The organism is Burkholderia sp. E168m15 (genome assembly GCF_016586105.1).
Classification (GTDB): domain Bacteria; phylum Pseudomonadota; class Gammaproteobacteria; order Burkholderiales; family Burkholderiaceae; genus Burkholderia; species Burkholderia orbicola.
Genome location: NZ_BCPO01000087.1, coordinates 1 through 22,443, shown reverse-complemented (window position 1 = coordinate 22,443; position 22,443 = coordinate 1). Strand labels below are relative to the sequence as shown.

The following is a 22,443-nucleotide window of genomic DNA, read 5'->3' as shown; positions in this document are numbered from 1 at the left end:
CAAACTGCGCGGTGTGCCGGCAATCGAGTGAGTGTTCTCTTTCTACGGTTTCGGGTGCTTGGCCCGCTGTGAAGACGCGTCGTCGCTCCTAAAATAGCCGCCATAACAAACCAACGAGAAACAAACCATGTCGTTTGAGGCGTTTGCACCGTTTCGCGTGACGGTGCAGGACACCGACATTTTCGGTGTCAAAGGAGGCACGGGTCCGCCGCTGCTGTTGCTGCACGGCCATCCGCAGACCCACATGATCTGGCATCGCGTTGCGGCGACGCTCGCGAATCACTTCACGGTGATCGCCACCGACCTGCGCGGCTACGGCGCATCGGGCCGGCCGCCGAGCGACGCGCGGCACACGCCGTATTCGAAACGGGCGATGGCGGCGGACCAGGTCGCCGTGATGCGGCATTTCGGCTTCGAGCAGTTCCACGTGTGTGCGCACGATCGCGGCGCGCGGGTCGCGCACCGGCTCGCGCTCGACCACGCGGACGCCGTCGAGCGGATGATGCTGCTCGACATCGCGCCGACGCTCGCGATGTACGAGAAAACCGATCGCGCGTTCGCGACCGCGTATTTCCACTGGTTCTTCCTGATCCAGCCCGAGCCGCTGCCCGAGACGCTGGTGGGCGCGCAGACCGATGCGTACATCGAGCGCGTGATGGGCAACCGCTCGGCCGGGCTGGCGCCGTTCGCGCCCGAGGCGCTCGACGCGTACCGGGCGGCGCTCGCGCAGCCGGGCGCCGTGCATGCGATGTGCGAGGACTACCGCGCGTCCGCGACGATCGATCTCGAGCACGACCGTGCGGATCTCGAACGCGGCAACAAGGTCGCGTGCCCGCTGCGCGTGCTGTGGGGCGAGCACGGCGTCGTCGGCCGCTGCTTCGATCCGCTCGACGAATGGCGGCGCGTCGCGCGCGACGTCAGCGGCCGTGCGCTCGATTGCGGGCACTACATTCCGGAAGAGGCGCCCGCCGCGCTGATCGACGAACTGCTCGCGTTCTTCGAGGCGCGCGACGCGGCGGCATGACGGTGCGGGCGCGCGGGCGGCGCGTGCCGCCCGCGGCTCAGGGATGTACGCTTGCCGTCGCGGCTCAGCGGTGTGCGTGGTCGTCCTCGACGAGCGGCGGCAGGCGGCGCGGCACGGGCGTCGATTTCACGATCGCGGTGCTCGTCTCCGCGCGCTCCGTCACCTTCGACAGGATGTCGTCGAGATGCTCGATCGTGCGCAGGTAGAGCCGGCAGATGAAGCAGTCGTCGCCGGTGACCTTGTCGCATTCGACGAACTCGGGAATCCGCCGCAGCAACTCCTCGACCAGATGCAACTGGCCCGGCAGCGGCTTCACGCGGACGATCGCCTGCAGCGTGTAGCCGAGCGCGCGCGGATCGAGCTCGACGGTGAATGCGGCGATCACGCCTTGCGCCTCGAGCCGCCGCACGCGGTCGGCGGTCGCGGGCGCCGACAGTCCGATCTGCCGGGCGAGTTCGCTGGTCGCGAGGCGCGCGTCGTCGGCCAGCGCGGCGACGATCGCGCGGTCGGTCGCGTCGAGCGACGTGACGGCGGGCGGGGAAAGGCGTTTTGGCATGATCGCTTTGCTTTCGAAGGTGAATTGGCGGATTCACTTCAGTTTAGTCATGGTTGTGGCGAAAGCAAGTTTCTAGAATCGAACTCATCCCCGCTTTTCAACGGAGTTCATGATGGCCTCGAATGAAATTCGCCGCGGCGCCGCCGAGATGATCGTCGCGATGCTGATGTCCGGCACGATCGGCTGGCTCGTGATGTCGTCGCAGCAGCCGCTGACCAATGTCGTGTTCTTCCGCTGCATATTCGGCGCCGCGACGCTCGCGATCGTCTGCGCGGCGTTCGGCTTCCTGCGCCGCTCGCTGTTCTCGCCGCGGATGCTCGCGCTCGTGACGCTCGGCAGCCTCGCGATCGTCGCGAACTGGCTGCTGCTGTTCGCCGCCTATTCGCGCGCGTCGATCTCGATGGCGACCGCCGTCTACAACACCCAGCCGTTCATGCTCGTCGCGCTCGGGGCCATCGTGTTCCGCGAGCGGATCACCGCGTCGACGCTCGCGTGGCTCGCGCTCGCGTTCGCCGGGCTGGTGTTCGTGGTGCGCGTCGAGCCGGCCGTGCTCGCGGTGCCCGGCGAATATCTGGAAGGCGTCGCGCTGTCGCTCGGCGCGGCATTCCTGTATGCGATCTCGTCGATCATCACGAAGCACCTGAAGGGCACGCCGCCGCATCTGCTCGCACTGCTGCAGGTCGGCCTCGGCATCCTGCTGCTCGCACCGTTCGCGCACTTCGACACGTTGCCGGCGACGGCCGGGCAATGGCTCGACCTGATCGTGCTCGGCATCGTCAACACGGGGCTGATGTACGTGCTGCTGTACGGCGCGATCCAGAAGCTGCCGACCGCGATGACGGGTGCGCTGTCGTTCGTCTATCCGGTCGTCGCGATCGTCGTCGATCGCGTCGCGTTCGGGCAGACGCTCGCGTGGACGCAGGTGTTCGGCGCATTGCTGATCCTGCTCGCGGCGGCTGGCATGAACCTCGGCTGGCGCATCGTGCCCACGCGTCGCGCGGCGGTCGGCAACTGAAACGGTCAGACGATTCGGCGCCGTTGCACGGTGACGTGGCGGCCCGTCGAGGGCGCGTATCGGGAACGACGGTTGCGCACGAAATGACGTCGCGCGCAGCCGTGAAAAGCGCTGTAAGAAGTTGTAGGGAAACACCCGATGCGATGCGGTCGCGTCGCTCGTATGATGCGGGCTGTGACGTTGATCACGTTCACAGGATTCCGATCTCGATGCCGTTCGCCCGTGAGGCTGAACGGCTTTTTTTTATGTCTCGCTGCCCGCGATCAGGCGCCGCCGCGCGTCGAGCCGCGCGAGCAGCGCGCGCCTCGCGTCGTCGTCCGACTCACGCCATCCCTTGATCTCGCCGCGCGTGCGCAGGCAGCCCGCGCACCAGTCGGTGCGCGGATCGATCCGGCAGACGTCGGTGCACGGCGACGCGACCGTGGCGACCGGCATCGTCACGTCGCTCATGCGGACTCCCGCAACGCGACGTCCGCGACCGGCGCGCCCGTCAGCGACACGAGCTCGTGCGGCGACAGGTTGAACACCGCGTGCGGATGGCCGGCGGCGGCCCACAGGCTGTCGAGCGCGAGCAGGTCGGCGTCGATCAGCGTGACCGGTTCGACCAGATGGCCGATCGGACAGACGCCGCCGATCGCATAGCCGGTGTTGTCGCGCACGAATTTCGCGTCCGCGCGGCCGACCGGGCCGACCCGTTCGGCGACCTTCCTTTCATCCACGCGATTGACGCCGCTCGCGATCACCAGCACGGGCGCGCCGTCGGCCTGCCGGCGAAACAGGATCGACTTCGCGATCTGCGCGACCGAGCAGCCGAGCCCGGCCGCGGCCTCGGCCGACGTCTTGCCGGTTTCGGCGAGCATCACGATGCCTTTCGCATGGCCGCGCTCGCGCAGCAGCAGCGCGACGCGTCGCGCGGAATCGGGGAGGGAATCGAATGAAGCGGGTGTCGTCATGTCGGGGAATCCGTGGAACGAGATGATCAGACGCAGTTCGCGGCGTCGGCCGCGCTCTGCGCCTTGGCAAGCAGTGCACGACCGGCGCGCGACACGTTTGCGCGGCCGATCGCGTTCGAGATGAAATCACCGGCGGCGACGACCTGCGCGAGATCGATGCCGGTCTCGATGCCGAGGCCCTGCATCAGGTACAGCACGTCCTCGGTCGCGACGTTGCCGGTCGCGCCCTTCGCGTACGGGCAGCCGCCGAGGCCCGCGACCGACGCGTGGAAGATCTCGATCCCTTCGAACAGCGCCGCGTAGATGTTCGCGAGCGCCTGGCCGTAGGTGTCGTGGAAGTGGCCCGACAGGCGTTCGCGCGGGAACACGCGCGTGACGGCCGCGAGCACTTCGCGCGTGCGCTTCGGCGTGCCGACGCCGATCGTGTCGGCGATGTCGATCTCGTCGCAGCCGAGCGCGGCGAACCGTTCGACGACGTCGACGACCGACGCGACCGGCACCTCGCCCTGGTACGGGCAGCCGAGCGTGCACGACACGCTGCCGCGCAGCCGCAGGCCCGCGTCCTTCGCGGCCTTCGCGACCGGCTCGAAGCGCGCGATGCTCTCGGCGATGCTGCAGTTGATGTTCCGCTGCGAGAACGCCTCGCTCGCCGCGCCGAAGATCACGACTTCGTCGGCCCGTGCCGCGACCGCATTCTCGAAGCCCTTCAGGTTCGGCGTGAGCACCGAGTACACGGTGCCCGCGCGGCGCTCGATGCCGGCCATCACGTCGGCGCCGTCGGCCATCTGCGGCACCCATTTCGGCGAGACGAACGACGCGGCCTCGACGTTGCGGAAGCCGGCGCGCGACAGCCGGTCGACGAGCGCGATCTTCACGTCGGTCGGTACGAAGGTCTTCTCGTTCTGCAGCCCGTCGCGCGGGCCGACTTCGACGATCTTGACGGCGGTGGGGAACGTCATGGTTGTCTCCGGTTTTGTGTAGGCGGAATTCAGTAGCCGCGCGCGTAGTCGACGATGCCGCTGACGGGCGTGCCGCGCTCGAACGCGCGGATCTTGCCGGCGATCTGTTCGACGGCTTCCGCGCGCAGCGTCTCGGCCGAGCTGTGCGGCGTGATCGTGATGCGCGGCGCGCGCCAGAACGGATGGTCGTCCGGCAGCGGTTCGTGCTGGAACACGTCGAGCGTGGTCGCGGCGACCTGGCCGCTTGCAAGTGCGTCGAGCAGGTCGGCTTCGACGAGATGCGCGCCGCGCGCGACGTTGACGACGTACGCGCCGGGCGCGAGCCGCGCGAACGCGCGCGCCGACAGGATGCCGTCGGTGTCGCGCGTGCTCGGCAGCAGGTTGACGAGCACCTTCGCGCCGTCGATGCACGCGTCGAATGCGCCGTCGCCGGCGAAGGTCGCGACGCCGTCGAGCTGCTTCGCGCTGCGGCTGTAGCCGCGCACCGGCAGGCCGAGCGCGGCGAGCGCGCGGGCGACTGCCGCACCGAGCACGCCGAGGCCGAGGACGGCGACGGTGAAGCTCGCGCGCGCATGCGGTTCGAGCGGCTGCCAGCGGCGTTCGCGCTGTTGCAGGTCGTATTCGTCGAAACGGCGCAGGTAGCGCAGCACCGCGTGCGTCACGTATTCGACCATCTGCTGCGCCATGCCGGAATCTTCGAGCCGCACCAGCGGCACGTGCGCGGGCAGCGTGCCCGGATGCGCGTGCTCGAGCGCGAGCAGCGCATCGACGCCCGCGCCGAGGTTGAAGATCGCGCGCAGGCCGTCGCGCGGCGCGAACAACTCGCGCGGCGGGCGCCACACGAGCGCGTAGTCGGCGGCGGCCGTATCGCCTGGCTGCCAGGCGCGCAGTTCGGCTTCCGGCAGCGCACGCGCGATCTCGTCGCGCCATGCGCCGGCGTCCTGATGCGGTGAATGGAACAGGATCTTCATTGCGTGACGGCGCGCGCGCCGGCGAGGTGCGTCGCGGGAACGACGAGTAGAGCCGGGCGCGGCGCGCCGGCGGACGTAGCGGACATCGGGCGACTCCTGACGACCGGCCCGGCGCGTCGGCGCGGGGACGGTTCCGTGTGAAGCTGACGGGAAGCCCACATTCTACGGTTTCGCCGCGCATTGCGCCGTCGTGCGGGCCGAGCGTTCGACCCGGGCCGCGTTTCGCACGGTCGCCGGGCCGTCGGCCGAGCAAAAGCAAAGCACAAAATATTGGTTCGGTCGCCGCGTGCCCGACGCCACAATCGAACCTCGTCTTCAAGCAAGCGAGGGCAATCATGCGCGCATGCAGCAAATCGGCGTGGCCGCCGCGGCTCGTCACCGTTCCGGGCCTGCACGGCAGCGAAGGCGCCCACTGGCAGACCTGGCTCGAGCGGCAGTTCCCGCGCTCGTTGCGCGTCGAGCAGCACGACTGGGACGCGCCCGATCTCGCGGGCTGGGCGCAATCGGTGCGCGCGCTGCTCGATCGCGAGCGCGGCCCGTTCGTGCTCGCCGCGCACAGCTTCGGCTGCCTCGCGGCCGCGCATGCGCTCGCGCAGTGGCCGCATGTGGGCGACGTCGCGGGCGTGCTGTTCGTCGCGCCGGCCAGCCCGAAGAAATTCACCTTTGCCGGGCCGTTCGACGCGCGCCGGCTCGCGGTGCCGTCGATCGTGATCGGCAGCGAGACCGATCCGTGGATGCCGCTCGCCGATGCGCGCGCGCTCGCGCAGCGCCTGGGCAGCGCATTCGTGAACCTCGGCGACGCCGGGCACATCAACACGGCGGCCGGCTTCGGGCCGTGGCCGCGCGCGAAATATTTCATCGACACGCTGGTGCATTGTGCGGCGCCGCTGCGCTTTCGCGACGCGGACGACGGCTTCGAGGCCGCGCTCGTCGATCGCGCGCTCGCGCACGCGGTCTGACGGGCGGGTTGCGCGGCGCCTGCCGCGCGGCGGTGGTCGCGGCATCGCGCGCCGTCGCGCTTGCGGCGCTTGTGGCGCGCGCACGGGCCTGACGGCGGCCGGGTCCGAATCCCTTGGCCGGCCGGCTCGGCATCGCCCGTGAGGCGGCGCGACACCGTGCCGTTCATGCCGTCGCCGACCGTTACGTCATGCCAGCGCTGGCTCGACGTGAGCGCCCGCCGCTCTCCCTGAGCGGTACCGACTTCTATCAGGTGGCGACGGAATCAGCCCGGCGACGACGCGGCCGTGCTGGAGGCGGCTGCATTCGCGGCGGGCTTCGCATCGTCGTCGTCATCGGGCGGGTAGTGCACGACGGGCGGCGCGAGCGGCGCGGCATCGGACGCGGCGGTATTCGCGGTGGCGTCGCTGTTGAACGCGCTGGCGGCGCCGCTCGAGGCGCCGGCCTGCGGCGCGGCGTCGGTCGCGTTGGCGTCGTGCGGTGCGTCGTCGCTGCAGGCAGCAACGAACACGGCGGCACACAGAACGACGGCGACGGAAACGCGACGCATGACTTCTCTCCTGGCAGGCTGATCGGGAAACGTTTTCGAGTATGCCGCCGCGATGCGACGTTTCGGTGAATCGTCTGCGTTCGGGGCGTGATCGCGCCAGGTTTTCGTCAGGCTGACCGAAGGCCGTCGCGGCGATCCGCCGGCACGCATGGCGGAATTTTCCAGCAGACGCGGATGCTGCGCACATTTACACGGCGCGCCACGCCGCGACCCGGCCGCGACTAGGCGGGCGCCATGCGCGCGATGGCACACATGCGCCCGGCAACTTGCGACCGTTGGCCGGCCCGTCACGCCCAAAAATCGGGCGTTATTGCCGCTTCGTCAGCGAACGGCCAGCCGCGCGCCAGCGTGGCGTCATGAAGGCGCTATCACCACCAACGCGGCCCGCTGCCGCTGGGTATGCGCCACGCACAGGCGGCCGGCACTGCACCGGTACGCTGTCCCCACAATTTCGCGGCACCCGAATTGCTCTTTGCCGATGCGCGTGCCGACCGTGCTGCCATTCAGGCACGGGCGGCACATCCGCGTCCATCCACCATGGAGCGAGCAGAAGTCATGTCCAGCGATCGATCCGATTCTCCGTCTGCCGAACCGGCGCGCGATGCCGCCGCGTCGCCGCTCGGGACCAGCCATTCAGCGGGGGCGCCGCTGCTGTCGCACGATACGCCGTCCAGCGCCGCGCGGCGCCGCTTCCTGCAGTCCGCGGCGGCTGCCGCGACCGTCAGCGCAGCATCGCACGTTCATTCGCAGCCCCCGTACGCGGCGTCCACGCCGGCTGCGCCCCGCCGCGATACGGTGCCGGCGCAGCCTGTGCGTCTCGACATCAACGGGCGCGCGTACACGCTGCAGCTGGAACCGCGCGTCACGCTGCTCGACGCGCTGCGCGAATACGCGGGACTCACGGGCACGAAGAAGGGCTGCGATCGCGGGCAGTGCGGCGCGTGCACGGTGCTCGTCGACGGGCGGCGCATCAACGCCTGCCTGACGCTCGCGGTGATGCACGAAGGCGCGCGGATCACGACCGTCGAAGGGCTGGCGCGCGGCGGCGAGCTGAGCCCGGTGCAGCGCGCATTCGTCGAATGCGATGCGTTCCAGTGCGGCTACTGCACGTCCGGTCAGCTCTGCTCGGCGACCGCGCTGCTCGACGAGTTCGCGGCGGGCGCGGGGAGCGCGGCTACCGACGACGTGCGGCGCCGTCCCGAGCACCTGTCGGACGACGAGATCCGCGAGCGCATGAGCGGCAACCTGTGCCGCTGCGGCGCGTACCCGAACATCGTCGCCGCCGTGCGCGCCGCGCATGCGGCGCACGGCTAGCCGACGGAGGGCACCGCAATGGAAGCGATCTCCTACGAACGCGCGACGGACGTCGCCGGCGCCGTGCGCGCGGCGCAGCGGCCCGGCGCGGCATTCATCGGCGGCGGCACGAACCTGCTCGACCTGATGAAGGGCGGCGTCGCGCGGCCCGTCACGCTCATCGACATCACACGCATCGCGGGCCTCGATACGGTCGACGCGCTGCCCGGCGGCGGCGTGCGCATCGGCGCGCTGGTACGCAACAGCGACGCGGCCGACCATCCGCGCCTGCGCGCCGACTATCCGCTGCTGTCGCAGGCGCTGCTCGCCGGCGCGTCCGCGCAATTGCGCAACATGGCGACCGTCGGCGGCAACCTGATGCAGCGCACGCGCTGCCCGTATTTCTACGATCCCGCGTTCGCGCAGTGCAACAAGCGCGAGCCGGGCAGCGGCTGCGCGGCGATCGGCGGCCACAACCGGATGCACGCGATCCTCGGCGCGAGCCCGCAGTGCGTGGCGGTGAACCCGTCGGACATGAGCGTCGCGCTCGCCGCGCTCGACGCCGTCGTGCAGGTGAGCGGCCCGCGCGGCGCACGGCAGATTCCGATCGCGTCGTTTCACCGCTTGCCGGGCGACCGGCCCGATCTCGACACGACGCTCGAACCGGGCGAACTGATCACCGCGGTGGACTTGCCGCCGCCGCGCTTTGCCGACCATGCGCACTATCTGAAAGTGCGCGATCGCGCGAGCTACGCGTTCGCGCTGGTGTCGGTCGCGGCCGCGCTGCGGATGGACGGCCCGCGCGTCGCCGACGCGCGAATCGCGCTCGGCGGCGTCGCGCACAAGCCGTTGCGTGCGACGGAGGCGGAAGCGCATCTCGCGGGCCGCACCCCGACCGACGCGACGTTGCGCGAGGCGGCCACGCTGGCGTTGCGCGATGCGCGGCCACTCGACGGCAATGGCTTCAAGGTCGCACTCGCGCAGCGGGCGATCGTCCGTGCGGTCGGAACGGCAGCCGCTGCCACGGGAGGTACCGCATGAACACGTTGACGGGACAACCGCTCGACCGGGTCGACGGTGTGCTGAAGGTGACGGGCGGCGCGCATTACGCGGCCGAATTCTCCGATGCGCGGCTCGCGCATGCGGTGCTCGTGACGAGCACGATCGCGTCCGGCCGCATCGAATCGATCGATGCGGCGCGCGCCCGCGCGATGCCGGGCGTGCTGATCGTGATCACGCACGAGAACGCGATGCGGCTGCCCAACGGCGGCCGGCCGCCGCTGTCGCCGCCCGCCGGGCGCCGGCTCACGTTGCTGCAGGACGACACGGTGCGCTACAGCAACGAACCCGTCGCGGTCGTCGTCGCCGAAACGCTCGAGCAGGCGACCGACGCCGCGCATGCGGTGCAGGTGCGTTATCGCGCGAGCGATGCGGTGGTGGATTTCGCGCAGGCGAAGCGCGGCGCGCGCGTGCCGCCGAAGCAGCAGGGCCGCGCGATGGATACGCAGCGCGGCGACGTCGAGGCCGGCCTGCGCGAAGGCGCGGTACGCGTCGACGCAACCTATACGACGCCGATGCAGCACCACAACCCGATCGAGCCGCACGCGACGATGGCGCGCTGGGACGGCCCGACGCTCACGCTGCACGACGCGACGCAGGGTGTGTCGAGCGCGAGCACGGCGGTGGCCGCGGTCTTCGGCATCGCGCCGGAACACGTGCGCGTGATTTCACCGTTCCTCGGTGGCGGCTTCGGCTGCAAGGGTTCGTCGTGGTCGCACGTGTCGTTGTGCGCGATGGCCGCGAAGCAGGTCGGGCGCCCGGTTCGTCTCGCGCTGACGCGGCCGCAGATGTTCGGTCCGGTCGGCGGGCGGCCGTTCACCGAGCAGCGCATCGTGCTGGCCGCACGCCAAGATGGAACGTTGACCGCGATGCGCCACGACACGATCGCCACCACGTCGACGTTCGAGGACTGGATGGAGATGTGCGGGATGCCGTCGCGCATCATGTACGCGGTGCCGAACCAGGCAACCACGCATCGGATCGTGTCGCTGAACGTCGGCACGCCGACGTTCATGCGCGCGCCCGGCGAGGCGTCGGGCTCGTTCGCGCTGGAATCGGCGATGGACGAGCTCGCGTGGCGGCTCGGCATGGACCCGGTCGCGCTGCGGCTCGCGAATTACGCGGCGGTCGATCCGCAGGAGGGCAAGCCGTGGTCGAGCAACAAGCTGCGCGAGTGCTACGAGGCCGGCGCGCGGCGCTTCGGCTGGTCGCGCCGCACCGGCGCGCCGCGCACGATGCGCGACGGCGACACGCTGATCGGCCTCGGGATGGCGGCCGCCACGTATCCGGCGAACCGCAGCGAAGCGTCGGCGCGGGCGCGCATCCTGCCGGACGGCACGGCCGAAGTCGCGTCGGGCACGCAGGACATCGGCACCGGCACCTATACGGTGATGACGCAGGTCGCGGCCGATGCGCTCGGTTTCGCGCCGCAGAACGTGCGCTTTTCGCTCGGCGATTCCAGTCTGCCGCGCGCGCCGGTATCGGGCGGCTCGCAATCGGCGGCAAGCGTCGCGCCCGCCGTGCGCGAGGCCGCGCTGCAGGCGCGCGCGAAGCTGATCGCGCTGGCGATTGCCGACTCCGGATCGCCGCTGCACGGCGCCGCGGCCGACGACGTGACGGTCGACAGCGGCTGGGTCGTGCATCGCGGCGACCCGTCGCGGCGCGATCCGGCCGCGGCGGTGATCGCGCGTGCGGGCGGCCAGCCGATCGACGCGCAGGCGACGGCGAAGCCCGGCGACGAGAAGTCGCGCTATGCGTCCCATTCGTTCGGCGCGGTGTTCGCCGAAGTGCACGTTGACGCCGAGCTCGGCACGATTCGCGTGCCGCGCATCGTCGGCGTCTACAGCGTCGGCCGCCTGCTCAACGCGAAGACGGCGCGCAGCCAGTTGATCGGCGGGATGGTGTGGGGGCTCGGCACCGCGCTCGAGGAAGGCTCGCATCTCGACGTGCGGCACGGCCGCTTCACGAACGCGAATCTCGCCGAATATCACGTGCCCGTGAACGCGGACATCGGCGAACTCGACGTGAGTTTCGTCGACGAAAACGACACGCATTTCAATCCGCTCGGCATTCGCGGCATCGGCGAGATCGGCATCACCGGCGTGCCGGCCGCGATCGCCAATGCGGTCTATCACGCGACCGGCGTGCGGGTGCGCGATCTGCCGATCACGCTCGACAAGGTGGCGATGCCGATGCGCGCGTGAGCGTCGGCATCGGCATTGGCGTTAGCGCCGCGGCGTCCTGCGCCGCACTTCGCTGCGCAGCCAGTCGAGCCAGGTGCGGATCGCGGCTTCGTGCGGATGGCCGGGGCGCCACACGACGTAGTGCGCGTACACGTCGGTGATGCGTACCGTCGACACACGCACGAGCGTGCCGTCGGCGAGTTCCGGCTCGATCAGCGAGCGGCGCGCGAGCGCGACGCCGCGGCCTTTCAGTGCCGCGTCGATCAGCGCGTTCGTGTCGGTGAAGCGCGGCGCGCGCGCGGATTCGGTGAGGTCGAGCCGCGCGGCCTGGCACCACGGTTCCCACGGCTGCGCGGGATGGCGCAGCAACGTCGCGCGCACGAGATCGGCCGGCGTACGCGGCGCGACGCCGTCGCGATTGCGGTATGCAGGGCTCGCGACCGGGAAGATCGTCTCGTTCATCAGCTTCTCGGCGACGACGCCGGGCCACGTGCCGGGCCCGTAGCGCAACGCGACGTCGATGCGGTCGCGCTTGCGCAGCGGCGCGAGCGCCACGTCCGGATGCAGCACGATCGAGATGTGCGGATGCGCGGCGGAGAAGCGCGGCAGGCGCGGCGCGAGCCAGCGCTCGGCGACGCTCGGCAGCACGCTCACGTTCAGCGTTACGTCGCAGGTGCGCGGGCGGCGGCGCACCGCCAGCGTCGGCTCGAACGCGCGTTCGAGCACGCTCAGGCCCTGGCGAACCTGCAGTGCGAGGGCATGCGCGGCGTGCGTCGGCGTCGCGCCGTTGCGTTCGCGCGTGAACAGCGGATAGCCGAGCTGCGCCTCGAGCGCGCGAATGTGCTGGCTGACCGCGCCTTGCGTGAGTGCGAGTTCGTCGGCCGCGCGCGTGAAGCTCTGCAGCCGCACGGCGGCTTCGAACGCGCGCAGCGTCTGCAGCGGAGGGAGGTGGATGCGTCGCATACGGGTATTAGTATCACTAATGTCCGAGCACGACAATTCATCGTTTGCCGCGCATCGGCATGCGTTCCTACACTCGGTTCCGTCTTCCACAGCCCGTCGGGCCACCCCGCCATGAACGCCTATCGTCTCTATCTTTCGCCGGGCGCCTGCTCGCTCGCCGCCCACATCGCGCTGGAGGAAACCGGCGCGCCGTTCGACGTCGAGATCGTGTCCGTGCGCGAGCAGCAGAACCTCGAAGCGCGCTATCTCGCGATCAACCCGAAAGCGCGCGTGCCCGTGCTCGTGATTCCGGGCGAGCCGCGCGCGCTGACCGAAACGCCGGCGATCCTCACGTATCTCGCGCGCCGCTATCCGGATGCGCAATTGCTGCCGCTCGACGATCCGCTGCGCGAGGCGCGGTGCCACGAATGGCTCGCCTGGCTGGTCGGCTGGGTGCATGGCGTCGGCTACGGTGCGCTGTGGCGGCCGGGCCGCTTCATCGACGATCCGGCGCTGCACGGCGCGGTGAGCGCGCATGGGCGCGGCACGATCGACGCCGCGAACGCGTCGATCGAAGCCCTGCTGGCCGACGGCCGCACGTGGGCCGAGCCGGGCGCGCATTCGATCGTCGATCCGTTCCTGCTCGTGCTGTATCGCTGGGGCGTCGCGATCGGGCTCGACATGACCCGGCATCCCGCATGGACCGCTCATGCACAGCGCGAGGCCGAACGGCCGGCCGCGCGGCGCGCGCTGGCGCGCGAGGCGGCCTGACGAGGGGGAGCGGGCGTCGCGGGTCTTTGCTGCGACGCCCGCGTCGCCCGAGTGAAACGGGCGGGGCGGCTATTTCGCCGCGAACAGCGGGTAGGTCGCGCCCGCGACCAGCGCCGCCGCGAGCCACACCACGCTCCACGAACTCGCGGCGAGCAGCGGCGGAATCGCGAGCGGCGTCGCGAACAGCCCGAGGTAGACGACCGTGTTCGCCATCCCGAGCGCGGTGCCCGCGTGGTTCGCGCCGGCGAGCGTCGCGAGCTCCGTGTACGCGACGCCGTGCCACGCCGACACACAGATGCCGGCGAACACGAGAATCGCGACGATCGCGGCGAGCGGCACATGCGGGCTGCCGGCCGTCGCCGCCGCGAGCAGCGTGAACGACCCGGCCGCGACGAACACGGAGCCGCGCAGGTACGCGCGCCGGTTGCCGTGCCGGTCGGTGTGGCGGCCGCTCCAGACGCGCATCACCATCGCGCCGAGCTGCAGCGCGACCATCGCCGCGCTGATGCCGGCGAGGCCGAGCCGGCCGAAGTCGTGCAGGAACACCGTCGCGAACGTGAGTACCGCGAACTGCGGCGCGCACAACAGGCCGATGCCGAGCACGATCCGCCACACCGGGCGGCTCGCCAGCGGATTGCGCGTGGGGCTGGCGGCCTGCGGCCGTTGGGCCGCGCGAGGCGTGGAGACGTGTGGGGCGAGGTGCGCCGCGGCCGGCTCGGCGGGCGGCTCGTGCAGCCAGCGCCACGTGAGCGCGGCCGATCCCGCGCACAGCAGCATCAGCGCACCGAACACCGCGGCGAAGCCGGCATGCGACGCGAGCGACGGCAGCAGCGCCGCGCCGAGGCCGCCGCCGAGCGGCACGGCCGTCTGGCGGATGCTCATCGCGAGCCCGCGTTCGCGCTCGCCGAACCAGCGCATCACCGCGCGCCCGCTCGAGCCGTTCACGCTGCCGCCGAGCAGGCCGACGCAGCACATCGCCGCGACGACGCGCATCAGCGGCGGCACCGCGTGCGCGGTCGGGACGATCGTGCACACCATCAGCGCGAGCATCGCGGCCGTCGCGACGAGCCCGGTCAGCAGTACACGGCGGTCGCCGAAGCGGTCGGCGGCGATTCCCCACGGCAGCTCGGACAGCGCGACGCCGAAGCCGAGCGCGCCGAGCACGAGGCCGAGCGCGCCGTTGTCGAGGTGATAGGCCGAGCGCATCCACACGGCCGTGGTCGGAATACCGGCCGCGGCGGCCGAAAAGCTCAGGTTCGCGGCGACGCCGGCCGCCAGCACGCGCCAGCGATGGGCGGGCCCGCGCACGTCGCGGGCAGGCGAGGAGGGAGAAGCGATGCACGACGTATCCATGACGACAGGCCCGGTTCGAAGTTGACGTCCACAGTCTGGCGGCCTACATTCATCCTGAAAATCGGAAAGTTTTTGATGAATCGTTCGATAAATCAGGATGATTGAGATGTCCGGACAAGACATTCCGCGCGACGGCGGCGAGCCGCTCGCGGGGGCCGATGCCACGCTGGCGCGTCCCAACTTCGACGTCGCGGCGCTGCGCAGCCTCGTCGCGGGCGTGGATCTCGGCAGTTTCGCGAAGGCGGCCGACCGTGTCGCGCGCTCGTCGTCGGCGGTGAGCGCGCAGATTCGCAAGCTCGAGGAGCAGGCCGGCACGCCGCTGTTCGTGAAAGCCGGGCGCGGGCTCGCGCTGACCGACGCCGGCGACGCGATGCTGCGCTACGCGCGGCGGATGATCGAGCTGAACGACGAGGCGGCCGCGGCCGTGCGCGGCGTGAAGCTCGACGGCTGGGTCCGGGTCGGGCTGCAGGAGGATTTCGGCGAGGCGATCCTCCCGGACGTGCTCGGGCGGTTCGCGCGCGCCCATCCGAAGGTGAAGATCGAGGCGCGCGTCGCGCGCAACGCCGATCTGCTCGACCGGCTCGATGCGAACCAGCTCGATCTGGCGCTCGTGTGGGGCGATCCGGCGTCGGCGGCGCTCGTGTCGCGGGCGGGCATCGACAGCGAAGCGATCGCGCACGTGCCGATGCAATGGATCGGTGCGGTGGCAGGCGGGGGTGTCGGGATGATGGACGGCGGCGGGGATGCGGGTGGGGAGGGCGGTGTGCGTGGTGAGGGCGAGGGCAGTCGTGCCGTGCGTGCGACGGACGAGCCGTTGCCGCTCGTGGTGTTCGACCGGCCGTGCCGGTTCTTCGGCGCGGCGACCGATGCGCTCGACCGTGCGGGCGTGCCGTGGCGCGTCGCGTTCACGACGCCGAGCCTAGCCGGCTTATGGGCGGCCGCGGCGGCCGGTCTCGGGCTGACGGTGCGCTCGCATTACGGGCTGCCCGCGTCGGTGCGCGTGCTCGATGCGGCGTCGTGCGGGCTGCCGGCGCTGCCGAGCCTGCCGCTGATCCTGCTGCGGCGCACGTCGTCGGCGACGCCGACGGTCGATCGGCTCGCGCGGATCGTGACGCAGGCGGTGGGGGAGGCGACGGAGGGAGCGCTTGCGGCGTGATTCCGGACGCGACGACCAGCCAGTGTCCGAGCGGCTGGACGTTCGGCCTATTGGAGCAATGACGCGAATGTCGTAACAATGGTGGGTCACTCAATGGAGCTCATCATGCAAGTTGCCACTGTTCCCGAAGCCACGCTCGATCTGCAGCGGCTTCTCGATGCCGCGATTGCCGGCGAACGTGTCGTGATCACGCAGGCCGGCAAGCAGGCGGTCCGGCTCGTGCCGCTCAGGCCGATTCATCCGTACGGGGCCATGGAGGGCGAGATATGGATAGCCGACGACTTCGATGCACCGCTTCCCGACGATTTGTTGGACGCGTTCGAAGGCAAGTAATGCGACTGCTGTTCGATACGCATATCTTTCTCTGGATGGTTGCGAATAATCCGAAGCTGAGTGTTCGCGCGCGCAGGTTGATTGATTCCGCAGACGAAGTGTTCATCAGCAGCGCGAGTATCTGGGAAGTGGCCATCAAAGCCAGCAAGGGGAAGCTGGACGTCGATGTGGATCGGCTGGTCGACAAGCTCAAGATGAGTCAATACCGGGAACTGCCCGTTCGGGCCGCACACGGTGCGGCCGTTCGTCATCTTCCCCATCACCACGGCGACCCGTTCGACCGATTGCTGGTCGCGCAGGCCTCGTACGAGCCGATGGTGCTCATCACCGCCGACGGCCACCTTGCGCAGTATGGTGCGTCAAGAATCTTGACGGTCTGAAACAGTTTCGGGATCGAGTCCCTACGCTGTAGCAGCCGCCGACGCGGACGCTTCGAGCTCCGCACGGAGCTTGTCCAACCGCTCCCGCAACCCCTCGCTCGCCGGCACGAACGGCAGCCGCAACCCGTCCTCGCACCACCCCTGCGCGGCGAGCACGGCCTTCACCGGCGCCGGGTTGGGTTCTGCGAACAGCGCTGCGACGAGCGGCTGCAGCGCGACCGACAGGCGCCGCGCATCGGCGAGCCGCCCGTCGCGCAGTAGCGCATGGATGCGCACATGCCATTCGGGCAGCACGTGGGCGCTGCTCGCGATCGCGCCGTGCGCCCCCGCGCACATCGCCGCGAAATTCTGGTTGTCGTCGCCGGACAGGATCGCGAGCGGCGTGTCGTGCACGAGCCGGCTCATCCGGTCGAGCGTACCGCCGCATTCCTTGATGCCGGCGACGCGCGAGTCGCACGCGAGCGCCTGCAGCGTGTCCAGTTCGACGTTCACGCCGGTGCGGTACGGGATGTTATAGACGAGCACCGGCAGGTCGGCCGCGTCGACGATCGCTTCGACATGGCGGCGGATGCCGTCCTGCGTCGGCCGTACGTAGACGGGCGGCGTGACGAGCAGCCCGTCGGGGCGCAGCGCCGCGAGTTCGCGCGCGCGGGCGGCCGCGAAGTGCGTCGCGCTCGCGGTCAGCCCGACGACGATCGGCAGCGCGGGCGCCGCATCGCGCAGCGTCGCGAACACCGCGTCCTGTTCGCGCGCGTCGAGCAGCACGCCTTCACCGGTCGTCGCCCCCGCGACGAAGCCTGCGATGCCCGCGGCCACATAGTGGCGTGCGAGCCGCGCGAGCGCTGCATGGTCGACCTCGCCATGATGAAACGGCGTGATGATCGGCAGCCAGATACCTTCGAAACGTGTGTTCATGCAAAGCCTCATGGTGGAAACGGAGTGAGAAGGAACCGTTCCGCCGGCGGTGTGCCGGAGCGAGGCGTGCGTGCAAGGAGAAAGAAACGACCTGCGGGCATCCCGTCCGGCATTCGCCTGACGGGACGCGACGTCCCCGTCAGTCGAGGAGTCGTTTTTTCAGTTTCAGCCCGGCCGCGCGCGCACCTGCCGCGACGGCGGCGAGGATCGAGGGCGAGCGCAGGGTAGCGGACATGGATGAACCGTGAGTGGGCTGAGCGGCGATCTTAACACCGGGGCGGCGGCGCGCGCGAGCCCCCGGCCGCCGTTTAGCAGAATTCGAGATTTGCTTTCCACGACTGATTGGAAGGCGCGCCGCGGCCGGCCGCTAGAATGCCCGCTTACGTTTCGATGACAGCGCGTACGCGTGCGGTCACGCACATTCACCACCACTGGAAACGGGGCATATCACGATGGCAAGCATCAAGGGGATCGGCCGCTGGCTGCACACGGGTGCGGCGGCGGCGCTGGTCGTGGCGGCGACGGCCGCGCACGCGGACACGTCGATCCTGAACGTGTCGTACGACGTGACGCGCGAGCTGTACAAGGACATCAACACGAGCTTTGCCGCCGCCTACAAGCAAAAGACCGGCGAGACGGTCACGATCAAGCAGTCGCACGGTGCATCGAGCGCGCAGGCGCTGTCGGTGCTGCAGGGGTTGCAGGCCGACGTCGTGACGATGAACCAGCCGAACGACATCGACCTGCTCGCCGAGCGCGGGCAGCTTCTGCCCAAGGACTGGCGCGCGCGCTTCCCGGACAACAGCTCGCCGTACTCGACGACGATGGTGTTCCTCGTGCGCAAGGGCAACCCGAAGGCGATCAAGGACTGGAGCGATCTCGCGAAGCCGGGCGTCCAGGTGATCATCGCGAACCCGAAGACGTCGGGCAACGGCCGCTATGCGTATCTCGCCGCATGGGGCTTCCAGAAGCAGAAGGGCGCGACCGACCAGCAGGCCCTCGACTTCGAGAAGGCGATCTTCCGCAACGTGCCGGTGCTCGATTCGGGCGGCCGCGGCGCGACGACGACGTTCACGCAGCGCGGCATCGGCGACGTGCTCGTCACGTTCGAGAACGAAGTCGCGCTGATGGACACGGGCGCGTCGGGTGCGCAGTTCGACGCCGTGTATCCGTCGGCGAGCATCCTCGCGGAGCCGCCCGTCGCCGTCGTCGACAAGGTGGTCGACAAGAAGGGCACGCGCAAGGTCGCGCAGGCGTATCTCGACTACCTGTACACGCCGGAAGCGCAGGAGATCATCGCGCAGCACCATCTGCGCCCGCGCGACGCAGCCGTGCTGAAGAAGCATGCGGCCGAGTTCAAGGCGCTGAAGACGTTCAGCGTCGAGCAGGTCTTCGGCAGCTGGGCGAACGCGCAGAAGACCCATTTCGTCGACGGCGGTACGTTCGACCAGGTGATCGTCGACCGGAAGTGAGCGCGGCGCGCGCGACGCGCGGGTTCGCATGACGACGCAGCCGGCCGCTCGTGCGGCCGGCTTTTTTTACGCCTGCGCGGCGCGTTGCCGTTCCAAACCGGCCCGCATTCCCGCCCGCCGCCGCGCGTGCTACGCTCATCGCCTCCCTGCAACCGGCGCCGCGCGATGAACGTCGATTCGTCCTCCCCAGCCTCCCGCGGCCGTGGCCGCAAGATCTGGTCGGGCACCCGCCCGGTGATCGCGTACGGGATGCCGCCGCTCGGCTGGCGCGACTTCTACCATCGCGCGCTGACGGTCAGCTGGCCCGTGTTCTTCCTGTCGCTCGCGGTGCTGTTCCTGCTGCTCAACGGCGGCTTCGCGACGCTTTACCTGCTTGGCCATGCGCCGATCGCGAACCAGTCGCCGGCCGGCTTCGGCGGCGCGTTCTTCTTCAGCGTCGAGACGCTTGCGACCGTCGGCTACGGCGACATGCATCCGCAGACGGTCTATGCGCACCTCGTCGCGACGTTGGAGATCTTCGTCGGGATGTCGGGCATCGCACTGGCCACGGGGCTCGTGTTCGCGCGGTTTTCGCGGCCGCAGGCGAAGATCCTGTTCGCGCGCTACGCGATCGTGCGGCCGCTGAACGGCCGGATGACGCTGATGGTGCGCGCCGCGAATGCCCGCCAGAACGTGATTGCCGAGGCGCAGGCGAAACTGCGGCTGATGCGCGTCGAAGGCACGCACGAGGGCTACTCGCTGCGCAAGATTCACGACCTGCCGCTCGTGCGCAACGAGCATCCGATCTTCCTGCTCGGCTGGAACCTGATGCACGTGATCGACGAGTCGAGCGCGCTGTTCGGCGAGACGCCCGAGTCGCTCGCCGCGCGCGAAGCGTCGCTGCTGATCACGATCGAGGGCTCGGACGAGACCACCGCGCAGGTCATGCAGGCGCGTCATGAGTGGGCGCATGACGCGATCCGCTGGGGCCACCGCTATGTCGACCTGATGCACGACGAGGACGGCATCACGCACATCGATTACACGCATTTTCATGAAGTCGTGCCGATCGACGTCGATACCGACGAGCGCGGTTCGCCGGGCGTGGTGATCGACGCGGGCGCGTCGGCGCCGGGGCCGGCCGCGCAGGCGTGATCAAGGGCGGCGGGGCGCCGCCCCGTCGCGCGTCATGCGTGCAGCAGACGCGCCGCTTCGCGCTGTTCGATCGCGACCGCGCGGCGGAACGCGTCGCGGTCCTCGGCGCGTGCGACGTAGTCGCCGAGCACGCCTTCGTGCGGCAGCAGATGCGCGTCGAACGCGATCTTCAGCGTGCTGGCGAGCAGCAGGTCGGCCGCGGTGAAGCGTTCGCCGACGAGCCAGCGGCTGTGGGCGAGCGCTTGTGCGAGGGCGCGCTGCACGCGCGTGATATTGCCCCAGCCGAATGCGACCGGGTTGCCCGACGCGCCGGTGAATTTCTCGGCCATCGCCGGTTCGAGGCAGGTCGGCGTGAAGAACATCCACTGGAGGAAGCGGCCGCGCAGCGGATCGTCGGGCGCGACGCCGAGCCCGGCGTCCGGGCAACGGTCGGCAAGATAGAGCAGCACGGCGCCCGATTCGGCGAACGGGGCGCTGCCGTCGTCGAGCGCGGGCAGCTTCGCCATCGGGTTGACCTGCACGAACGCGTCGCTGCCCTGTTCGTGCGAGCGCAGGTCGATCGGCACGAGTTCGTACACTCCGCCGATTTCCTCGAGCATCCACAGCGCCCGGAATGCCCGGGTCTTCGGCCAGTAGTAGAGCTTCATCGCGCCTCCGCGTTTGGGTGCTGCTGTCGATCCGGTCGATGCTCAAGCGTACCCGAGCGCGGGAGGTTGGGACAGGGGCGTCCGGCTAGGGGCGCCCGGCCAAGGGCGCTCCGCTAGGGGTACCAGGTTTGGTTGCACGCAGCTGATTCGATGCGCTGGGGCAGCGGTGAATCGCGGGAGATGACCCGCAGAGCCTTGTGTGACTGAAGTTCGTAATATAACTAGTTATAGCAAAACTAGTTATGAAAATTCAAAAAATCCTTGGCGCGAACCAGCATTGCTACACTGCGCCCGGCTCATTGCCCAGTACCCACGCATACGGTAACGCAATCGCCCGGCCGCGCTCGCCGACGCATCACGCACCGTCGCACTCACCGGAGACAAGTCACGCATGGCAACCGACGATCGCACCACGATCATTCCGCGCAGAACGCCCGAATCGGCGGCCATGGTGGCCGAGGTCAAGCGGGCGATGGCGATCACCGCGCGGCTCAACCGCCTGACGTTCGACGATGCGGCGGACGTACGCGCATTGTTCGGTGAACTGATCGGCTCGCAGGTGGACGACGGCTTCATGCTGATCCCGCCATTCCATGCGACGGGCGGCGCCGGCATGAAGCTCGGGCGCAACGTGTTCGTCAACCAGAACTGCACGTTCTACGACCTGGGCGGACTCGAGATCGGCGACGACGTGATGATCGGCCCGAACGTCAGCCTGATCACGTCCGGTCATCCGGTCGAGCCTTCGCGCCGGCGCGACGGCGTGATCGCGAAGCCGATCGTGATCGAGCGGAACGTGTGGATCGGCGCGGGCGCGACGATCATCGGCGGCGTGACGATCGGCGAGAATGCGGTCGTCGCAGCCGCGGCCGTCGTTACCCGGGACGTTCCGCCGAATACGCTGGTCGGCGGCAATCCGGCGAAGATCATCCGGTCGATTGCCGAATAACGTCGCCCGGGTGTGCGCGCCGGTGCGATGAGGCATCGGCGGAGGGATGTGGACAACCGCTCACCACGATCACTCGAAACGCTGTGCATTTGAACGGTGAGCGTACCGCCGAGGCCGTCCCGACAAGCCTTTCCAGCTTTTCCCGATTGTTGTGCGCCGAGTCCTCCGTCGATCGGCAGAGGAAGATCCGGGCGTGCGCCGGTTGTGGATATCTGCGGCCCGAAACGACTCGGCGCGCTGTGTTTTTCACAGGTGAGGGTGACCGGACGCTGCGCGATACATGAAGCGGGTTGTGGACAACTCGCGGCAAATCGAAGCGAAATGCTGTGAAAGTCAACGGTGAGTGTCGCACCCGATCTGGCGGTGTGCCTGCATTGGCACGGGTTTCCGGTCGTTGCCGTGGTTCGGAGCGCCGCGCATTCTAGCCGAATGGCGCAGCGTGCATGACCGCGATCCGCAGACCCGACACGTCGACATCCGGCTCGGGCCCCCAATCGAAGGGCTGTGCATTCTAACGGTGAGCGCCGGCGCGTGGTTCGCAATATGCAGATTTCGACGCGCCTATCCGCGTTCTCTAGCGACTCGGCGCGCTGTGCAACTCAATGGTGAGCGTGAGCCGGCGCTCGGCGCGAGGGCCGTCGGAATGCTGCCGTTCGACTGCCGATGCCGCACGAGCGCTGTTCCAAGGTGGGAGCAACGACGACGCGCGTGCCCGTGTGGATATCCGTCGGCAGAAACGACCCGCGACACTGTGTATTTCGACGGTGAGCATCCGTGCCCGACCGCATGACGAGCCGCTTCCGGTATGGATTGCCCCTTGGCGGTACGCTTCGAAACGTGCGTCAGCTATTGATCGGGGAACGCACCTCCA

Annotated in this window: 23 protein-coding genes; 13 read left to right on the top strand and 10 right to left on the bottom strand. The window is 69.4% G+C overall.

What is annotated here, in order from left to right; genetic code table 11:
• Positions 1-127: 127 nt before the first annotated feature.
• Positions 128-1,024: an alpha/beta fold hydrolase gene (locus JMF86_RS14820; protein ID WP_054928118.1), complete on the top strand. Its 897-nt coding sequence runs from the start codon at positions 128-130 to the stop codon at positions 1,022-1,024.
• 64 nt (positions 1,025-1,088) lie between these two features.
• Here the strand turns inward: JMF86_RS14820 and JMF86_RS14815 are convergent, their stop codons facing one another.
• Positions 1,089-1,580, bottom strand: a complete 492-nt coding sequence (locus JMF86_RS14815) for an Lrp/AsnC family transcriptional regulator (RefSeq protein WP_006477619.1) — start codon at positions 1,578-1,580, stop codon at positions 1,089-1,091.
• Positions 1,581-1,692: 112 nt separating this feature from the next.
• Here JMF86_RS14815 and JMF86_RS14810 point away from each other — a divergent pair, with 112 nt between their 5' ends.
• Positions 1,693-2,595, top strand: coding sequence for a DMT family transporter (locus JMF86_RS14810; RefSeq protein WP_054928117.1), 903 nt, complete (start codon positions 1,693-1,695; stop codon positions 2,593-2,595).
• Between the two features lie 243 nt (positions 2,596-2,838).
• On the opposite strand, the gene JMF86_RS14805 is transcribed toward JMF86_RS14810, so the two are convergent.
• The 4 genes from JMF86_RS14805 to JMF86_RS14790 are packed head-to-tail and all read right to left on the bottom strand — an operon-like array spanning position 2,839 to position 5,478.
• On the bottom strand, positions 2,839-3,045 hold the full coding sequence (locus JMF86_RS14805; RefSeq protein WP_006477621.1) for a DUF1289 domain-containing protein: 207 nt from the start codon (positions 3,043-3,045) through the stop codon (positions 2,839-2,841).
• Positions 3,042-3,548: a YbaK/EbsC family protein gene (locus tag JMF86_RS14800; protein ID WP_012329351.1), complete on the bottom strand. Its 507-nt coding sequence runs from the start codon at positions 3,546-3,548 to the stop codon at positions 3,042-3,044. The genes JMF86_RS14805 and JMF86_RS14800 overlap by 4 nt, the downstream gene beginning before the upstream one ends.
• Before the next feature lie 26 nt (positions 3,549-3,574).
• Positions 3,575-4,507: a hydroxymethylglutaryl-CoA lyase gene (locus tag JMF86_RS14795; protein ID WP_012329350.1), complete on the bottom strand. Its 933-nt coding sequence runs from the start codon at positions 4,505-4,507 to the stop codon at positions 3,575-3,577.
• Between the two features lie 29 nt (positions 4,508-4,536).
• Positions 4,537-5,478, bottom strand: coding sequence for a glyoxylate/hydroxypyruvate reductase A (locus tag JMF86_RS14790; RefSeq protein ID WP_054928116.1), 942 nt, complete (start codon positions 5,476-5,478; stop codon positions 4,537-4,539).
• Between the two features lie 335 nt (positions 5,479-5,813).
• Here JMF86_RS14790 and JMF86_RS14785 point away from each other — a divergent pair, with 335 nt between their 5' ends.
• On the top strand, positions 5,814-6,437 hold the full coding sequence (locus tag JMF86_RS14785) for an alpha/beta hydrolase (protein WP_012329348.1): 624 nt from the start codon (positions 5,814-5,816) through the stop codon (positions 6,435-6,437).
• Positions 6,438-6,700: 263 nt separating this feature from the next.
• Here JMF86_RS14785 and JMF86_RS14780 read toward each other — a convergent pair whose 3' ends face one another.
• Complete coding sequence (locus JMF86_RS14780; RefSeq protein WP_027809422.1) at positions 6,701-6,985, bottom strand: hypothetical protein; 285 nt, start codon at positions 6,983-6,985, stop codon at positions 6,701-6,703.
• 555 nt (positions 6,986-7,540) lie between these two features.
• Between JMF86_RS14780 and JMF86_RS14775 the strand changes: the two genes are divergently transcribed.
• Genes JMF86_RS14775 through JMF86_RS14765 form a run of 3 tightly spaced genes read left to right on the top strand, consistent with a single transcriptional unit; the run spans position 7,541 to position 11,541 of the window.
• Entirely contained in the window at positions 7,541-8,299 is a 759-nt protein-coding gene (locus JMF86_RS14775; protein WP_077177883.1) for a (2Fe-2S)-binding protein, read from the top strand.
• Between the two features lie 18 nt (positions 8,300-8,317).
• A complete protein-coding gene (locus JMF86_RS14770; RefSeq protein WP_054928114.1) occupies positions 8,318-9,319 on the top strand; it encodes a xanthine dehydrogenase family protein subunit M in 1,002 nt (333 codons plus the stop codon).
• Positions 9,316-11,541: a xanthine dehydrogenase family protein molybdopterin-binding subunit gene (locus JMF86_RS14765; RefSeq protein ID WP_054928113.1), complete on the top strand. Its 2,226-nt coding sequence runs from the start codon at positions 9,316-9,318 to the stop codon at positions 11,539-11,541. The genes JMF86_RS14770 and JMF86_RS14765 overlap by 4 nt, the downstream gene beginning before the upstream one ends.
• 21 nt (positions 11,542-11,562) lie before the next feature.
• Here JMF86_RS14765 and JMF86_RS14760 read toward each other — a convergent pair whose 3' ends face one another.
• Positions 11,563-12,483 carry a LysR substrate-binding domain-containing protein gene (locus JMF86_RS14760; protein ID WP_201317030.1) on the bottom strand — a complete coding sequence of 307 codons (921 nt, stop codon included), beginning with the start codon at positions 12,481-12,483 and terminating at the stop codon, positions 11,563-11,565.
• A gap of 111 nt (positions 12,484-12,594) precedes the next feature.
• On the opposite strand from JMF86_RS14760, the gene JMF86_RS14755 reads away from it, so the two are divergent.
• The gene (locus JMF86_RS14755) at positions 12,595-13,233 is read left to right on the top strand and encodes a glutathione S-transferase family protein (RefSeq protein WP_077177882.1); all 639 of its coding nucleotides are present in this window, start codon (positions 12,595-12,597) and stop codon (positions 13,231-13,233) included.
• A 69-nt stretch (positions 13,234-13,302) separates the two neighbouring features.
• Here JMF86_RS14755 and JMF86_RS14750 read toward each other — a convergent pair whose 3' ends face one another.
• A complete protein-coding gene (locus JMF86_RS14750; protein WP_077177881.1) occupies positions 13,303-14,586 on the bottom strand; it encodes an MFS transporter in 1,284 nt (427 codons plus the stop codon).
• A 106-nt stretch (positions 14,587-14,692) separates the two neighbouring features.
• Here JMF86_RS14750 and JMF86_RS14745 point away from each other — a divergent pair, with 106 nt between their 5' ends.
• From JMF86_RS14745 to JMF86_RS14735, 3 genes are all read left to right on the top strand, one after another.
• Positions 14,693-15,742 carry a LysR substrate-binding domain-containing protein gene (locus JMF86_RS14745; protein ID WP_077280817.1) on the top strand — a complete coding sequence of 350 codons (1,050 nt, stop codon included), beginning with the start codon at positions 14,693-14,695 and terminating at the stop codon, positions 15,740-15,742.
• 93 nt (positions 15,743-15,835) lie between these two features.
• Positions 15,836-16,075 carry a type II toxin-antitoxin system Phd/YefM family antitoxin gene (locus tag JMF86_RS14740; protein ID WP_077179876.1) on the top strand — a complete coding sequence of 80 codons (240 nt, stop codon included), beginning with the start codon at positions 15,836-15,838 and terminating at the stop codon, positions 16,073-16,075.
• Positions 16,075-16,455 (top strand): type II toxin-antitoxin system VapC family toxin, encoded by a 381-nt coding sequence (locus JMF86_RS14735; protein ID WP_027811667.1) that lies wholly within the window; start codon positions 16,075-16,077, stop codon positions 16,453-16,455. Before JMF86_RS14740 ends, JMF86_RS14735 begins: the two co-directional genes overlap by 1 nt.
• 21 nt (positions 16,456-16,476) lie before the next feature.
• On the opposite strand, the gene dapA is transcribed toward JMF86_RS14735, so the two are convergent.
• Positions 16,477-17,370 (bottom strand): 4-hydroxy-tetrahydrodipicolinate synthase, encoded by an 894-nt coding sequence (gene dapA, locus JMF86_RS14730; protein WP_054928110.1) that lies wholly within the window; start codon positions 17,368-17,370, stop codon positions 16,477-16,479.
• A 452-nt stretch (positions 17,371-17,822) separates the two neighbouring features.
• On the opposite strand from dapA, the gene JMF86_RS14725 reads away from it, so the two are divergent.
• On the top strand, positions 17,823-18,842 hold the full coding sequence (locus tag JMF86_RS14725; protein WP_077179877.1) for a sulfate ABC transporter substrate-binding protein: 1,020 nt from the start codon (positions 17,823-17,825) through the stop codon (positions 18,840-18,842).
• A gap of 165 nt (positions 18,843-19,007) precedes the next feature.
• Positions 19,008-19,976 carry an ion channel gene (locus JMF86_RS14720; RefSeq protein ID WP_011546349.1) on the top strand — a complete coding sequence of 323 codons (969 nt, stop codon included), beginning with the start codon at positions 19,008-19,010 and terminating at the stop codon, positions 19,974-19,976.
• Between the two features lie 32 nt (positions 19,977-20,008).
• On the opposite strand, the gene JMF86_RS14715 is transcribed toward JMF86_RS14720, so the two are convergent.
• A complete protein-coding gene (locus JMF86_RS14715; RefSeq protein WP_012329338.1) occupies positions 20,009-20,623 on the bottom strand; it encodes a glutathione S-transferase family protein in 615 nt (204 codons plus the stop codon).
• A gap of 391 nt (positions 20,624-21,014) precedes the next feature.
• On the opposite strand from JMF86_RS14715, the gene JMF86_RS14710 reads away from it, so the two are divergent.
• Entirely contained in the window at positions 21,015-21,572 is a 558-nt protein-coding gene (locus tag JMF86_RS14710; protein WP_053525914.1) for a DapH/DapD/GlmU-related protein, read from the top strand.
• Positions 21,573-22,443 lie beyond the last annotated feature (871 nt).

What these genes read in the sequence shown, in the direction of transcription:
- JMF86_RS14820 (WP_054928118.1), top strand. Translation starts at nt 128, where the DNA reads ATGTCGTTTGAGGCGTTTGCACCGTTTCGCGTGACGGTGCAGGACACC.
- JMF86_RS14815 (WP_006477619.1), bottom strand. Translation starts at nt 1,580, where the DNA reads ATGCCAAAACGCCTTTCCCCGCCCGCCGTCACGTCGCTCGACGCGACC.
- JMF86_RS14810 (WP_054928117.1), top strand. Translation starts at nt 1,693, where the DNA reads ATGGCCTCGAATGAAATTCGCCGCGGCGCCGCCGAGATGATCGTCGCG.
- JMF86_RS14805 (WP_006477621.1), bottom strand. Translation starts at nt 3,045, where the DNA reads ATGAGCGACGTGACGATGCCGGTCGCCACGGTCGCGTCGCCGTGCACC.
- JMF86_RS14800 (WP_012329351.1), bottom strand. Translation starts at nt 3,548, where the DNA reads ATGACGACACCCGCTTCATTCGATTCCCTCCCCGATTCCGCGCGACGC.
- JMF86_RS14795 (WP_012329350.1), bottom strand. Translation starts at nt 4,507, where the DNA reads ATGACGTTCCCCACCGCCGTCAAGATCGTCGAAGTCGGCCCGCGCGAC.
- JMF86_RS14790 (WP_054928116.1), bottom strand. Translation starts at nt 5,478, where the DNA reads ATGAAGATCCTGTTCCATTCACCGCATCAGGACGCCGGCGCATGGCGC.
- JMF86_RS14785 (WP_012329348.1), top strand. Translation starts at nt 5,814, where the DNA reads ATGCGCGCATGCAGCAAATCGGCGTGGCCGCCGCGGCTCGTCACCGTT.
- JMF86_RS14780 (WP_027809422.1), bottom strand. Translation starts at nt 6,985, where the DNA reads ATGCGTCGCGTTTCCGTCGCCGTCGTTCTGTGTGCCGCCGTGTTCGTT.
- JMF86_RS14775 (WP_077177883.1), top strand. Translation starts at nt 7,541, where the DNA reads ATGTCCAGCGATCGATCCGATTCTCCGTCTGCCGAACCGGCGCGCGAT.
- JMF86_RS14770 (WP_054928114.1), top strand. Translation starts at nt 8,318, where the DNA reads ATGGAAGCGATCTCCTACGAACGCGCGACGGACGTCGCCGGCGCCGTG.
- JMF86_RS14765 (WP_054928113.1), top strand. Translation starts at nt 9,316, where the DNA reads ATGAACACGTTGACGGGACAACCGCTCGACCGGGTCGACGGTGTGCTG.
- JMF86_RS14760 (WP_201317030.1), bottom strand. Translation starts at nt 12,483, where the DNA reads ATGCGACGCATCCACCTCCCTCCGCTGCAGACGCTGCGCGCGTTCGAA.
- JMF86_RS14755 (WP_077177882.1), top strand. Translation starts at nt 12,595, where the DNA reads ATGAACGCCTATCGTCTCTATCTTTCGCCGGGCGCCTGCTCGCTCGCC.
- JMF86_RS14750 (WP_077177881.1), bottom strand. Translation starts at nt 14,586, where the DNA reads ATGGATACGTCGTGCATCGCTTCTCCCTCCTCGCCTGCCCGCGACGTG.
- JMF86_RS14745 (WP_077280817.1), top strand. Translation starts at nt 14,693, where the DNA reads ATGTCCGGACAAGACATTCCGCGCGACGGCGGCGAGCCGCTCGCGGGG.
- JMF86_RS14740 (WP_077179876.1), top strand. Translation starts at nt 15,836, where the DNA reads ATGGAGCTCATCATGCAAGTTGCCACTGTTCCCGAAGCCACGCTCGAT.
- JMF86_RS14735 (WP_027811667.1), top strand. Translation starts at nt 16,075, where the DNA reads ATGCGACTGCTGTTCGATACGCATATCTTTCTCTGGATGGTTGCGAAT.
- dapA (WP_054928110.1), bottom strand. Translation starts at nt 17,370, where the DNA reads ATGAACACACGTTTCGAAGGTATCTGGCTGCCGATCATCACGCCGTTT.
- JMF86_RS14725 (WP_077179877.1), top strand. Translation starts at nt 17,823, where the DNA reads ATGGCAAGCATCAAGGGGATCGGCCGCTGGCTGCACACGGGTGCGGCG.
- JMF86_RS14720 (WP_011546349.1), top strand. Translation starts at nt 19,008, where the DNA reads ATGAACGTCGATTCGTCCTCCCCAGCCTCCCGCGGCCGTGGCCGCAAG.
- JMF86_RS14715 (WP_012329338.1), bottom strand. Translation starts at nt 20,623, where the DNA reads ATGAAGCTCTACTACTGGCCGAAGACCCGGGCATTCCGGGCGCTGTGG.
- JMF86_RS14710 (WP_053525914.1), top strand. Translation starts at nt 21,015, where the DNA reads ATGGCAACCGACGATCGCACCACGATCATTCCGCGCAGAACGCCCGAA.